A 13,351-nucleotide genomic window follows, 5' to 3' on the forward strand; every position below is an offset into this window, starting at 1 on the left:
AACTTGCAGCACCTGCGAATATCGGAAGATGTTTCCGCATGCGGAGCTGTTTTTTCAACCGGGCTTCAAAGAGATTCGCCGGGGACGATGGCATGCCGGATAAACGACTCGTCCGGGACGTCGCGGCCCTGAATCCGTGCAATTAATATATCAGCCAGACGGGCGCCGATTTCATTCACATTGTAATCCACGGTCGCAAGCGCCGGATTGACGTAATTCAGAATATCGATATTGTCAAAACCCATCAGCCCAACCTGATCCGGCACACGGATCTTTTGGGCTTTTAGCCATTTCAGGATCTCCAGCGCATAGATATCGCTTGAACAGAGGATCGCGATTTTCCCGCGGGACTGCTCGTACAGAGCTGATATTTCCGCTATATATTCCCTTGACATGACGACCTTGAAGCCGAGGTCCGGGTTTCTTCCGCAAGCCTCCAGCAGTCCGGCGTATCTCTGCTCGGGAACATAGATATTCTCCTCCCCCCGGCGGCGGAGCGGGAGACTGACATAGATCAGCTGCCGGTATCCAAGGCCTGCCAGATGATCGACGGCATCGCTGATGGCCTGCTTGTCATTCAGCCAGACGTAGGGGAATGGCCCGGATATGCGGTTGCCGAAGGTGACAATGGGCGTACGGGATTTAAGCAGCGCGGACTCGAATTTCTTGCCCTCATTGATGGACAGCAGCGCGATCCCGTCCACCTTGCGGTCGAGCAGACTGTTGATATATTCGAGCTCGAGCTCCTTGCTGCGGTTGGACAGGACAAGATAGACAAAATAACCCTGCTTTCGAGCCTCGGCTTCGAAGGCGTGGAATAACTGGGAGAAAATCTGGTTCTGAATATCGAACAGCACGATCCCAAGCGTTTTTGTATGTCCTTTTACAAGACTTTGAGCCAGGAAATGGGGGCGGTAACCGAGCTCCTCGGCCACCTTCAATATTTTTGCCCGTGTAGCCGGACGGATGCCGGGACGATTGTTCAGCGCCCTGTCCACCGTTCCTCTGGTAACTCCGCATAGCTCGGCAATTTGCTTACTGGTAACATTCATGACGGGCTTTGCCTCCGCTGTAGTATCAATTTGACTTATCGTAACGCAGATCAATATCGGGGTCAAGACAGCCGGGAAAACCGACAAATTTCGCGTTCAGCAGGTCCTTAGGTGATAAAAATAAAACGTTTACATGAAAAAAAGCCTGTGCTATGATCAAAATGTTCACGTGAACGTAATATGAAAATTGGTGTTTGTGGAATGTCTGGAAATTGGGAGGACGCTCCCTCAAGCAGGTTATAATATTTTTTTGTTTAATTTCGTGCACGTGAACGAAAATGGCTGGTCTCCGCAGCTTCAATGACGTCTACCTATACGGGGGTCAGACTAAATTCAAGCAGGGATGGTGTTCATCTTGAAGAAATTATTGCTGTTTCCTCTTCTGATTATGATGATAATCGCAATGCTTGCCGCTTGCAGCTCGTCCGGTACGACAACCAATCAAACGAACGACGGCACTGGCGGGGACAATACCGCAGATGGTGAGGCTGCAGGGAATTCAACGACCGGCGAGAAAGCTGAACTGACGCTGGTGTGGGGCAAGGGCGACGCGTCCGACGCCCAGCTTAAAGTCATCCTGGCGGAATTCAACAAGCTGTATCCCGACATTAAGGTCAAGCGGATTGAAGTGGTGAACAAGGGCTGGGCTGATTATTTCAACAAAATTCAAACGATGATTGCCGGAGGAAACCCGCCGGATGTCATCCGGGTAGCCATTGAAGGAATCCAGATGTTCGCCAGGCAGGATCTTCTGCTTCCGCTCGATCCTTACATGGAAGTAGATCCGGAAGCGCTGGACGATTATGACGATCTTCATCCCAAGCTGCAGGCTCCATTTGTCGTGGACGGCAAGACTTACGGTTTTGTGTGGGACTGGAACAATATCGTCATGCATTTCAACACGGATCTGCTGAAGGAGGCGGGCCTGCCGCTGCCAGGCAAGGACTGGACCCGAGATGATTTTCTGGAATATGCCCAGAAGCTGACAACGGATAAGAACGGCAGGAAGGTATACGGGTTTGCCATTCCGAATTTTTACTTCGGCGCATCGGCCTGGTTGTACAACAATGATGCCAGCATCCTGAATGAAGACATGACGGCCAGCAGGCTGGACGATCCCAATGCGATCGAGATCATGCAGTTTTTTCAGGATTTGATCTATAAATATAAAGTCGCGCCGGTTCCGGGTCCCAAGACGGATGCCACGCAAATGCTGATGAGCGGTCAGGTCGCCATGTATGCGGCAGGCAAATGGCCGTTCGCCTCCTATGACAAGAACAAGTTCACCAGCATCGGCCTGCAGCTGCTGCCGACCTTCAAGACGAACAAAGTAATCTTCGGCTCCGGCGCGTTTCCGGTGCTGAAATCGTCCAAATATCCGGAGGCCGCGTATAAGCTGTCCGCTTTCCTGAGCGGGAAGTTCTCCCAAAAAACAACACTCGCCAATACGTCGATTCCGACCCGGATCTCGGTCATGAAGGAAGTGCTCCCGACTACGCAGGCCGAGAACTGGCAGGTGTTTGAGGAAAGCGCCGATATTGCCCAAGCGGTTGAGGCGCCGATGCAGTATGCCGAAATCGAAGGGGTATTCAACCGGTATATGTCGGAGATTCTCGCAAACCAATCCGATGCCGCAACCGCAATGAAGAAGGCCAAGGCGGAGATTGACGTCATTCTGAAAAAATAAACAGGGCGGGCCGGCACGCCCGTACCGGCCCGCGGCTTACCAAGAAAGGATTGTGTAACATGACACGAAACCGGACGCTCTGGGATGCTATCGCGGGCTATACCTTCCTTGCTCCTGCGCTGCTGCTCTTCGCTGTATTTATCGGGGAGCCGGTTGTAGTATCCATCTACCTCTGCTTTACCAAATACAATGTGATCACTCCGGCATCCTGGATCGGATGGGATAACTTCAGGCAGTTCTTTCAGGACGGCAGACTGCTGGAGATGTACGGCAATACGCTAAAGTATGTGCTTATTCTGACGCCGCTCCATGCTGTACTGGGCCTGCTGCTGGCACTGGCCGTGAACCGGAAGATCGCCAATGGCTGGAAATACCTGTACCGGACTGTGTTTTATTTTCCGGTGCTGACTACCTCGGCGGCGGTTGCTGTTGCCTGGCAGTTTATCTTTGACACCGATTTTGGCATACTGAACTACTTCCTGGGGCTGCTCGGGATTGATCCGATCCCATGGATGCAATCGCCGCATTGGGTGTATCTGGCCGTTGCGGTGTACAGCTTTTGGAAAGGGATCGGCAGCGCGTTCCTGTTCTACTTTATCGGTCTGCAAAATATCCCGGCAAATCTGTACGAGGCTGCCGAGATTGACGGGGCAAGGCCCTTGCAGCGCTTCTTCTCCATTACGCTGCCGATGCTGTCGCCTACGATTTTCTTCGTGCTGGTGACAACGCTGATTGGCGCGACGCAAATTTTCGATGAGCCTTATCTGATTACGGGCGGCGGACCTGGCGACGCCTCGCGTTCAGTCAATATGTATATTTATGAGGTGGCTTTTCAAAATCAGGATATGGGGTATGCCTCCACCTTGTCGCTCAGCCTGTTCCTGATCATTCTGCTGATCACGGTATTTCAGTTCTCGCTCAGTAAAAGATGGGTCTACTATGATCAGGAATAAGAGGGAGAGGATATGCTTATGGAACCGAATGTTCAAACAGGAGCGGGGCTTGCGCCCAAGCGGGAACGCGTAAGCCGCACCGGATGGGAGAGAGTGCTGCTGGACGGAGGACTGCTGCTGCTCTGTTTCCTGATGCTGGCTCCCTTCCTGTGGATCATTTCGACTTCTTTCCGGCTGCCCAAGGACTCGTTTTCGCTGCCGCCCGCTATTTTCCCGACCAGCTTTCATCTGGGAAGCTATGCGGAAGTATTCATCCGCGTGCCTTTTCTGAATTTCATTCTGAATAGTATGAAAATAAGCCTGATTATCGTAGCCGGGCATATTCTCATTTCGAGCATGGCGGCTTTTGCCTTCTCACGAATCCGGTTCCCGGGACGGAATCTGCTGTTTCTCGTCTTTCTGTCGGGGCTGATGATTCCGGCCCAGGTGACCGTCATACCGCGTTTTATTCTGATGTCAAAGCTGGAGATGGTCGATACGCATTGGGCGTTGATTTTGCCGGGGCTGATTAATCCGCTGGGGATTTTCCTGATCCGGCAGCTGATGATGACCGTCTCCACTACCTATGATGAGGCTGCTTATATGGATGGGGCAAGCCGGATGTATGTCTTTCTGAAGATCATTATGCCGATGGCTTTTCCCGCTGTCGCAGTTACCTCCGTTATGACCTTCATCGGAACCTGGAATGATTTTTTCGGTCCGCTCATCTTTCTCAATACGTTCGAGAAGATGACGCTGCCGATCGGAATGGCTGTTCTGAGCGGAGCTTTTGGCCAGGGGAATTTGTCCGCGATTCTTGCGGGAGTCGCAATGTCCCTCAGCATTCCGCTTCTGTTTTATATAGCGGGCCAGAAATATCTGGTTGAAGGAATCAGTACCGGCGGATTAAAGTTGTAATCAGATGAGGAGGCTATTATGATGCAGAAAACATTTGAACAAAGCTTATACCCGGCAGACAAGAAATTCACCTTCACCGGCGCCAGAACGGGACAGATTTCGTTTCCGCTTGGCGGGATCGGAGCAGGCAGCATCGGACTTGCCGGCAATGGGCGGCTGATCGATTGGGAAATTTACAACCGCCCCAATAAGCTGAGCTATAACGGTTTCTCCTTCTTCACGGTCAAGGCTGAGCATAACGGAGAGGTGAAGCTTGCGAAAGTGCTGCATGGCGATTTGAAAGCGCCTTATATGGGAGAGGGCAGGGGGAAATATGAGGGTTACGGCTATGGGCCAAGACGCGAGAATCTGACAGGCTTCCCCCATTTCTCGGAAACGGCGTTCAAGGGAGAGTATCCCTTCGCGGAAATCTCCTTTGCAGATGCCGGCGATCCTATCGAGGTTGTGCTGACGGCGTTCAATCCGTTTATTCCGCTGAATGACCACGACTCCTCGCTCCCCTGCGCCATTTTTGAATACGAAGTGATGAACAAGACGGCGGATACGCTGGATATCAGCCTGGCGGGCGTGCTGACGAATCCGTTCTTCAAGGGAGCGGTCAATAAGAAAATTAAGCTTGGCAGCAATCCGGCGATGACGTTCTCTTCCACTCATTACGAGGCCGATTCTCCGGAATTCGGCGACCTGACGCTGGCAACCGACCAATCGGATACCAGCTATCAATCGTATTGGTACCGCGGCAGCTGGTTTGATAATTTGACCGTGTTCTGGAAGGATTTTGTTGCGCCGGGACGGCTGCAGGAGCGTCATTACGACAATCCCCGGGAACTGGATGCTGGCAGCTCGCATAACAAGCATCAGGATGTCGGGCTGCTGTGCGGGCATCAGAGCATCGCGCCAGGTGAGAAAGCGGTATTCCGCTTCGTCATCAGCTGGAGCTTCCCGAACTGTGTGAATTTCTGGAATCCCGGAAACGGAGGAGATGCGGATGCGGGCAGGAATCCTTCCTGGACCAATTATTACGCGACCCGGTTTGCGGACTCGACCGAGACTGCGCAGTATGTATTGACCGAATATGACCGGCTGCGCGAGGAATCCGGCTTGTTCCGCGACACGCTGTTCCGCTCGACGCTGCCGGATTATGTGCTGGATGCCGTTGCCGGCAACATCTCCATTCTGAAATCGCCGACCGTTCTGCGTCTGACCGACGGAACGCTGTATGGTTTCGAAGGCGTTCATACGAATGAAGGCTCCTGTGAGGGCTCCTGCACCCATGTGTGGAATTATGAGCAGGCGACGGCTTTTCTGTTCCCGTCGTTGGCCCGGTCGATGCGCAATATTGACTATAGCTATGCTCAATTCGACAATGGCAAAATGGCCTTCCGGCTGTTCCTTCCAGCCGAGCGGACAACAAGGGAGAATTTCTTCTTCGCTGCGGCAGACGGTCAGATGGGAGGCATCATCAAGACCTATCGGGAGTGGAAGATCTCCGGCGATCATCAGTGGCTCCGCTCGGTATGGCCGAAGGTGCAGCGGGCACTTGAATATGCCTGGGAGCCGACCAATGAGAACCGTTGGGATTATGACAAGGACGGCGTGATGGAGGGACGGCAGCATCATACTCTTGACATGGAGCTGTTCGGTCCGAATTCATGGCTGACCAGTATGTATCTGACGGCGCTCAAGGCTGCGGCCGAGATGGCGGAAGCGATGGGAGAGCCGGAGAAAACAGCCGAATATAACGGGATTTTCGCCAGCGGCTCGGAGTGGGCGAATGAGCATCTATATAATGGAAGATATTTTCACCAGCTGGTCGATCTGAAGGACAAAACGGTTCTGGAGCCGTTCGGAGCCGCTGCGGCTTACTGGAATGAAGAAGCGGGTGAAATCAAATATCAGATTGCCGAAGGCTGCGGCATTGACCAGGTGCTGGGCCAATGGTTCGCCCATATCGTCGGTCTTGGTTATGTGCTGGATGAGAGCAAGGTGAAGCAGGCGGTCAAATCGATTTATGACAACAACTTTATCGAGTGTATGCGCGATTATCCCAATGCCTGCCGGATCTACGCGCTCAACGAGGAGGATGGTCTCTTAATCTGCACCTGGCCTGATAATAACAGTCCTGTCGTTCCGGTTCCTTACGCCGACGAGTGCATGAACGGCTTCGAGTATCAGGCTGCCTGCCATATGATTTACGAGGGGTTTGTGGAGGAAGGCTTAACCGCCGTCAGGGCCATCAGAGACCGCTATGACGGAGAGAAGCGCAATCCGTGGAATGAATTCGAATGCGGCAGCAATTATGTGCGTTCCATGGCTTCGTATGGTCTGCTGCTCGCGCTCAGCGGATTCGAATACGATATGACCAAGGGACATATCGGGTTTAATCCGAAGCTGAATGAGGACGAATTCAGCTGCTTCTGGAGCTTGAGCGAAGGCTGGGGAGAGTTCCGTCACCTGGGAGGCGTTCTCGAATTGGAGGTCAAGCGCGGGAATTTGGCGCTGCAGTCTTTTGCGAGCGCTCTATTGGAGGGCAGGGAGATTGCGGAGATCCGGTGCGGCGGAGCGGCTGTTCCTTTCAATAGAACAGACCGGCTGATTACATTCCAGGACCGTATAGAAATTGACCGCCATTCAACTCTACAAGTGTTATTAGAATCGTAGAAGGTTCATGAACTGGTCCTGCATCCTGCAGGGCCAGTATTCGTGATGAACCGGCTGAGTCTGCGAATTCTGTCTGCCGCAGCACGCCAATCCATGCAGGAGGGTTGGGGAAATACGGCCAATTGCAGATCTATTCCAGAAATATCGTGTCATATGGATGATCCAGCTTCCCGGTCCGATAGTCGCGGGGGGACAGCCCGAGGTATTCCCGGAATACTTTGCCAAAATAGCTGGGGCTGTCGAAGCCGCACATTCTGCCGATATCCTGCACGCTGACAGCGGTTCGGCGAAGCATGGTAACGGCAGCCTCCACCCTCCGGCGGCGCAGGAATTCCAATGGAGAGATGCCTTCTTTATGCTGAAACAGCCGGCACAAGTATGATCGGGAAATGCCGCATTGCGACGCGATGTCCTCCAGCGACAGATTGCGGGCATAGTGATTCTTCATGTAATTCTTTGCTTTCTTAATAATCGGATGAGACTCCGGACCAGGAGCAATGAATGTATCCGGCGCGAGCAGGGACAGCATGAATCCATACAGCAGCTGCGAGAGCGGAGCGGATTCGTATATCCGTTCAACGGCTACGGCCCGGTACAGCTCCCAAAACCGCGCCACCGGCTGCGATTCGTTCTGCAGCGATACAATCGGCCCTCTTCTGGCGAGGATACGGTCCCACATGCGGACGGCATCCTCGCCTTTGGCGTTCAGCCAGACAAACTCCCATGGCTTTCCCTGCCCGCCTGCATAATAGTAGTGGTGGGAGCTTGGAATCTTCACCATAAAAGCCTTGCCTTCCTGGAGGGTATGGGTCTGTCCTTCCATTTCGATTATCCCTTCGCCGCTTAAAGTATATTGAAAAATAACATGGCCATGGTCTGTCCGCTTAAGCCCCTTGTTCCCATAGCTCCCGGAGCTTGCGCTCTGCCAGCCCATGGAATCCAGCAGCATATAGGGAAGCGGCTCGGCATAACGGAACGCGAATGAATCGGGCTTCAGCATGATTGTCCTCCCTGCGAATACGTTCATCAGGCGTAGCGCAGCTTCCTTGTTCCATAATAATATTGTTCTATATTTTGAATGGCAGCGATATGATTCTATCACAATAATTCTAACATACGCGGGAAAAGAATACATGGGATGCTGATGGACATTCGTTTCCGCAAGGTCAATTCTGTTATAGAATGGTTTAATATTTTGAGATTGCCGACAGGCTCCCCCATTGTTAAGATGAAGCCATAATAACTGACCGGAGCTTCCCTGATTGATCCAGGGTTCGGGGGCGGCATACGGATTCTAACTGGATAAAGGGGATTATGCTCATGAAGGAAACGACGACAGCTTTTGAAACACGCTCCTTAAGCTCGCTGGCAAAGGTGTTTGCCGATTCGGAGCTTCAGGATGAACGTTCAGCAGCCGGAACCGCTCTATGGAAAGAGGTATTTTCCTTCCAGATCGCTTACCGCTCCAGCACAACGATTGCCGACCTCCGTGTAGAGGCGGATTCGCCGCTCTTACCCTATATGACCATTCGCTCCGTGGGACTTGCTCCTTCGGAGATGCCTGTATACGCCAATCCCGATGACCGTTACCTGCGTACGACGCCGGGCTTGTTTCCCGATCCGCTGTACCCGTTACGCGACGGGCTGAGGGCGGTTGCCGGCCAGTGGCGTGCGGTATGGATCACCGTAAGTCTGCCCTCAAGGCCGGAGAGCGCTGCGCCTCTATATGCGGAAGAAACAACCTCGCATCCGATCGATATCAGGTTCAAGAATGCTGCCGGAGAACTGCTGGGAGAGGAGCAGTTCAAGCTGGAGATCGTGCAGGCCGAGCTGCCTGAGCAGGAGCTGCTGCACACGGAATGGTTTCACTGCGATTGTCTGGCAACCCAATACGGGGTTGAGGTATTCAGCGAGGAGCATTGGCGGCTGATTGAGCGTTATGTGCATAATGCCGCCGCTCATGGCGTAAATATGCTGCTTACTCCGTTGTTTACCCCGCCGCTGGATACAGCCATCGGGGGCGAACGCCCGACCGTGCAGCTGATCGGCGTGGAGCAGACAGCCGGGCATGAATATGTATTTGACTTCACGCTGCTGAAGCGCTGGATCGATATGTGCCATAAACAGGGGATTCAGCATTTCGAATTTTCCCATCTGTTCACACAGTGGGGCGCGAAGCATGCGCCGAAGATTGTCGCCTCCGTGCAGGGAGAGGAGAAACGGATCTTCGGCTGGGAAACAGAAGCGGGAGGCGAAGCCTATACGCGGTTCCTGGATCAGTTTCTGCCCCGGCTTGTACAGTTTATCCGCGGGCAAGGTCTTGAGAAGAACAGCTATTTTCATGTGTCGGATGAGCCGAATGGCGATCATCTGGAGGCTTACCGGCTGGCCAGCGGCATTCTGAAGAAGCATCTGGCTGAATTTGCATTTATTGAGGCGCTATCGGATTATGCCTTCTACGATCATGGACTTGTTCCCGTACCGATTCCATCCAATGATCATATCGCTCCTTTTCTGGAGAACAATGTAAAGCCATTGTGGACCTATTACTGCTGCGGCCAGCATCAAGAGGTTTCGAACCGTTTCTTCAGCATGCCTTCGGCCCGCAACCGCGTGCTGGGGCTGCAGCTCTATAAATTCGGCATCCAGGGATTCCTGCATTGGGGGTATAACTTCTGGTATTCGCGGCATTCGGTCCGCGCTATCGATCCGTTCCGGGTTACCGATGCGGAATATGCTTTTCCATCCGGTGACGCTTTCGCCGTGTATCCGGGAGCGGAGGGACCCATCGACTCTATCCGCTGGGAGGTGTTCTATGAAGCGCTGCAGGATCAGCGGGCGCTCGAGCTGCTAGGGCGGCTTGGCGGCAGAGACGCTGCGCTGGAAGTCATGGAGCAGGAGCTGGAGGAAGCGATAACCTTCAAGACTTACCCCGTAGAGGCTGCCTGGCTGCTGGGAACGAGGGAACGAATCAACCGCCGGATAGCAGCGCTGCTCCGGTGAAGGGAATGAATAGACCCTTTTACCAAGGGGATAGCTTACAGGAATGACGCGACTGCCGGTGCCAAGCATCGGCAGTTTTTTACTGACGGCGTTTCCAGATAATGGATAATAATTGACGGATCCTACCCAGAAGAACAACAATGCTCATGTTGTCTATCCTTTGACGAGATGATATAATATTATTAATTGTCTTGCTTACGGGAGTCTGCCTTCGCGCAGACTCTTTTCTTGAATACAAGGAAGTATACGTTTTCATTTTAGACTTGGCTTCTAGTTCACGGAATGAATTTTGCTTCGATTTTACGGGTTATTGGGGGAATCTGATCAATCTGCTCCTGGCAGCCTATTTCTTGCCGTCTCCTAGTACAAGCCGCTCGCGTATTAAGCTAAAGGGGTCATTAACTCATGAGAGAAAGGGACTATTCATGGAATTTACAGCCTATCAGCCGGAGAATGTACGATGAGGATGAAGAAACATTGGTTTTATAAGACCTTACTATCTTACCTGCCAATCTTTTTTATGCTGTCATCCGTTCTATTCCTCGTATTTTTCTTCGCATTAAGTGAATATATCAAAACCTCCACTATCAAATCGATCGAAATTATCGGTGAGCAGCTCGATCAATCCGTTGAGAACATCCTTCAACCGATCGACAAGGTCATCATCCGGGATATTTTGGTGGATGAGACCATTCGGCAATTTTTCGATGAGCAGGGAAAGGCGCCCTACACGATTTACCGGATGAACCAAAAGCTGAACAATCTGCTTCTCAATTTCTCAATTATTGATTCCTTGTACATTTACCGTTATTCGGATGGACAAGTTGTAACTGAAAGCGCTTTCTCTAATATTGACGATTTTGAAGACCGGGATTTCCTGCTTCAGCATATGGCAGGAAATTCATTAACCTCCTGGAGCGGTAAACGCGTCTATAAGGACAGAAAGCGTCCGGCATCGACGGAGGTAGTTACGCTGATAAGGAAAGCACCGTTCCAGACAGGCAGAGACGGTGTGATTGTCGTGAATATACGGGTGGATGTCCTTCGGGAGATGGTAGCGGATATGTCCAAGCTGGACATCAGTTTTGTACGTATGCTGGATGCGGATGGGGGATTGATCTTTACGACTTTGGAAGAAGGTGCGGATTCCGGTGAAGTCATCTCCCGCGTCCAATCCGACTATACGAATTGGGAAATTTCAACCGGCGTCCAGTCGAAATACCGGTTTGGCTTGCTTTCGTCGTTTCCGTACGTCTGGATTGGGATCGGATTTGTGTCGATCCTGCTGGGACTGGCCTCGATTGTTTACGTCACACGCCGAAATTATAAACCGATCGAGTCGATCTTCAATCGAATCAGCAGCATGGTGGGAGAGCGCGGCGGCGGTCAGGACGAAATTCGCATGATCGACATGGCTGTTGACAAGCTATTGGAGCAGTCGCGAATTTTTCAATCGCAATTTGAATATGATGCTCACCGTCTGCGCCACCATTTATTCATGGAGCTTCTGGAAGAGGGATTTTCGAAGCCCGTCGGCGAGTGGAAGAAGGAAATGCAGCGGCTGAGCCTTCCCAGCCAATTTGATCATTTCGTATTTGCCGTTATGGAAATTGACCGCTTTGCAGATTTTATGCGCGAGTATACAGACCGGGAGCAGGATCTTCTGAAGTATGTCATTTACAGTGCCGTTCAGGAGATGGCAGCTGAAAGCGGAGGATCGCTTTGGGCTGAATGGATCCATGCATCCCAGCTTGGAATTTTATACTTCGCAAAAGAAGCGGAGGTCGGGACAGAAAGCGGCGATGGACCGATGATCGATTTAGGGGAGAGGGCAGCCCGCTGGTCCGAGCAAAATCTGAAGTTTACCGTTACGTTTGGTATAGGGGGGGACGCTGACAAAGCAAGCGAGCTCCCGCAATTGTATGGGCATGCGCTGGATGCTTTGAATCACAAACCTTTCTTCGGGAACGGGGCAGTGATTCAATACCGGAACTTGCCGGATAGACCCGCAGGGGATCTGTACCGCTATATGGAATTGATCCGGGCGTTTGTTCACCATTACCGAATGGGCGGCGAGAACTGGCAGCAGCTGTTTTCCTCGTTCATGGATGAGCTTCAAAGCGGTCTCTCTACCCGTGAAGATATTTTGAGGGTGCTTAACTATCTGCTGTATCACCTCAATCAAAAGATGTCGGAGCATGGCGGACGAACCGGCATTTGGGAGGAGAAATGGATGCCGGAGCTGGCTGACAAACTAAGCCGCTTCGACACTCTGGAGGATTTTAGGATGGTGTCTACATCTATTCTGACCGGCATGCAATCCTATCTGCAGCAAATACGCGAGAAAAAAAGCTATAGTCAGTCGATTCGCCAGGTAAGAAAATGGATTGACGTTAATTACGCTAATCCGGAGCTGTCGCTTCTTCAGCTCAGTGAAGAGTTCAATCTGAGCACGCGTATTCTCAGCAAGCTGTTTAAAGAAGAATTCGGGGAAAAATTCATCGATTATTTGGTCCATGTCCGGATGGAAGCGGCCAAGCGCCTGCTGATGGAAACAACGGACTCCGTGCAGGTTATCGCGCTGAAGGTTGGTTATGTGCACTCTTTTTCATTTATCAGGGTTTTTAAGAAAGTGGTTGGAGTGACGCCGGGAGATTTCAGAAAGTGAGATAAACCCGTCATTGATTTATGTATTCTTGGCAGGAGCCTTCATCAAATGATTTTCACCAAGCATTTGAAGGAGGTTTTTTGCGCTGCAAACCGTGAATGTCCGCAACCTAATGCCTCTATTCGCTCCCAGGGCCATGCACATATTTCGCAGCATGCACATAAAAGTCCGCTTACAGGAAGAAGCAGCAGCTGAAATACCTGATAATGGCTGGATTTTTCGGGTTTTATGATTAGGGACGAAGAACAATGTGCATACCGAGGAATCATGTTTATTGTCGAAACGGATGAATCCTGATTGAATAGGAGACAGCGGAAGACATCCGCATCCGGCCTGTTCGATCCACAGCGCTTGGATCATCAACATCCATGAATGCGGTTGCATTGGGGCTGATAGACCAGGTGGTGGAGCGTTCATAACAGATTCTAAG

8 protein-coding genes are annotated in these 13,351 nt (G+C 51.7%); 6 read left to right on the forward strand and 2 right to left on the reverse strand.

The features are described from left to right. Window positions 1-65 precede the first annotated feature (65 nt). Window positions 66-1,052, reverse strand: coding sequence for a LacI family DNA-binding transcriptional regulator (locus AC0YOA_RS29665; protein ID WP_475789690.1), 987 nt, complete (start codon window positions 1,050-1,052; stop codon window positions 66-68). Between the two features lie 355 nt (window positions 1,053-1,407). Here AC0YOA_RS29665 and AC0YOA_RS29670 point away from each other — a divergent pair, with 355 nt between their 5' ends. Genes AC0YOA_RS29670 through AC0YOA_RS29685 form a run of 4 tightly spaced genes read left to right on the forward strand, consistent with a single transcriptional unit; the run spans window position 1,408 to window position 7,250 of the window. Then, window positions 1,408-2,739, forward strand: a complete 1,332-nt coding sequence (locus AC0YOA_RS29670; protein ID WP_475789691.1) for an ABC transporter substrate-binding protein — start codon at window positions 1,408-1,410, stop codon at window positions 2,737-2,739. A gap of 59 nt (window positions 2,740-2,798) precedes the next feature. Then, window positions 2,799-3,692 (forward strand): carbohydrate ABC transporter permease, encoded by an 894-nt coding sequence (locus AC0YOA_RS29675; protein ID WP_475789692.1) that lies wholly within the window; start codon window positions 2,799-2,801, stop codon window positions 3,690-3,692. A gap of 18 nt (window positions 3,693-3,710) precedes the next feature. After that, the gene (locus AC0YOA_RS29680) at window positions 3,711-4,589 is read left to right on the forward strand and encodes a carbohydrate ABC transporter permease (RefSeq protein ID WP_475789693.1); all 879 of its coding nucleotides are present in this window, start codon (window positions 3,711-3,713) and stop codon (window positions 4,587-4,589) included. A gap of 18 nt (window positions 4,590-4,607) precedes the next feature. Beyond that, window positions 4,608-7,250: a GH116 family glycosyl-hydrolase gene (locus tag AC0YOA_RS29685; protein ID WP_475789694.1), complete on the forward strand. Its 2,643-nt coding sequence runs from the start codon at window positions 4,608-4,610 to the stop codon at window positions 7,248-7,250. A gap of 130 nt (window positions 7,251-7,380) precedes the next feature. On the opposite strand, the gene AC0YOA_RS29690 is transcribed toward AC0YOA_RS29685, so the two are convergent. Continuing rightward, window positions 7,381-8,250: an AraC family transcriptional regulator gene (locus AC0YOA_RS29690; protein ID WP_475789695.1), complete on the reverse strand. Its 870-nt coding sequence runs from the start codon at window positions 8,248-8,250 to the stop codon at window positions 7,381-7,383. Window positions 8,251-8,570: 320 nt separating this feature from the next. Between AC0YOA_RS29690 and AC0YOA_RS29695 the strand changes: the two genes are divergently transcribed. Together AC0YOA_RS29695 and AC0YOA_RS29700 are read left to right on the forward strand one after the other, a co-directional pair. Continuing rightward, window positions 8,571-10,253 (forward strand): DUF4091 domain-containing protein, encoded by a 1,683-nt coding sequence (locus tag AC0YOA_RS29695; protein ID WP_475789696.1) that lies wholly within the window; start codon window positions 8,571-8,573, stop codon window positions 10,251-10,253. A gap of 460 nt (window positions 10,254-10,713) precedes the next feature. Continuing rightward, entirely contained in the window at window positions 10,714-12,921 is a 2,208-nt protein-coding gene (locus AC0YOA_RS29700; protein WP_475789697.1) for a helix-turn-helix domain-containing protein, read from the forward strand. The last annotated feature ends 430 nt before the right edge of the window (window positions 12,922-13,351 follow it).

It is taken from the genome of Paenibacillus sp. JT22N12 (genome assembly GCF_056269365.1).

Coding starts and splice junctions, on each gene's coding strand:
- AC0YOA_RS29675 (WP_475789692.1), top strand. CDS start 2,799: ATGACACGAAACCGGACGCTCTGGGATGCTATCGCGGGCTATACCTTC.
- AC0YOA_RS29665 (WP_475789690.1), bottom strand. CDS start 1,052: ATGAATGTTACCAGTAAGCAAATTGCCGAGCTATGCGGAGTTACCAGA.
- AC0YOA_RS29700 (WP_475789697.1), top strand. CDS start 10,714: ATGAGGATGAAGAAACATTGGTTTTATAAGACCTTACTATCTTACCTG.
- AC0YOA_RS29690 (WP_475789695.1), bottom strand. CDS start 8,250: ATGCTGAAGCCCGATTCATTCGCGTTCCGTTATGCCGAGCCGCTTCCC.
- AC0YOA_RS29685 (WP_475789694.1), top strand. CDS start 4,608: ATGATGCAGAAAACATTTGAACAAAGCTTATACCCGGCAGACAAGAAA.
- AC0YOA_RS29695 (WP_475789696.1), top strand. CDS start 8,571: ATGAAGGAAACGACGACAGCTTTTGAAACACGCTCCTTAAGCTCGCTG.
- AC0YOA_RS29680 (WP_475789693.1), top strand. CDS start 3,711: ATGGAACCGAATGTTCAAACAGGAGCGGGGCTTGCGCCCAAGCGGGAA.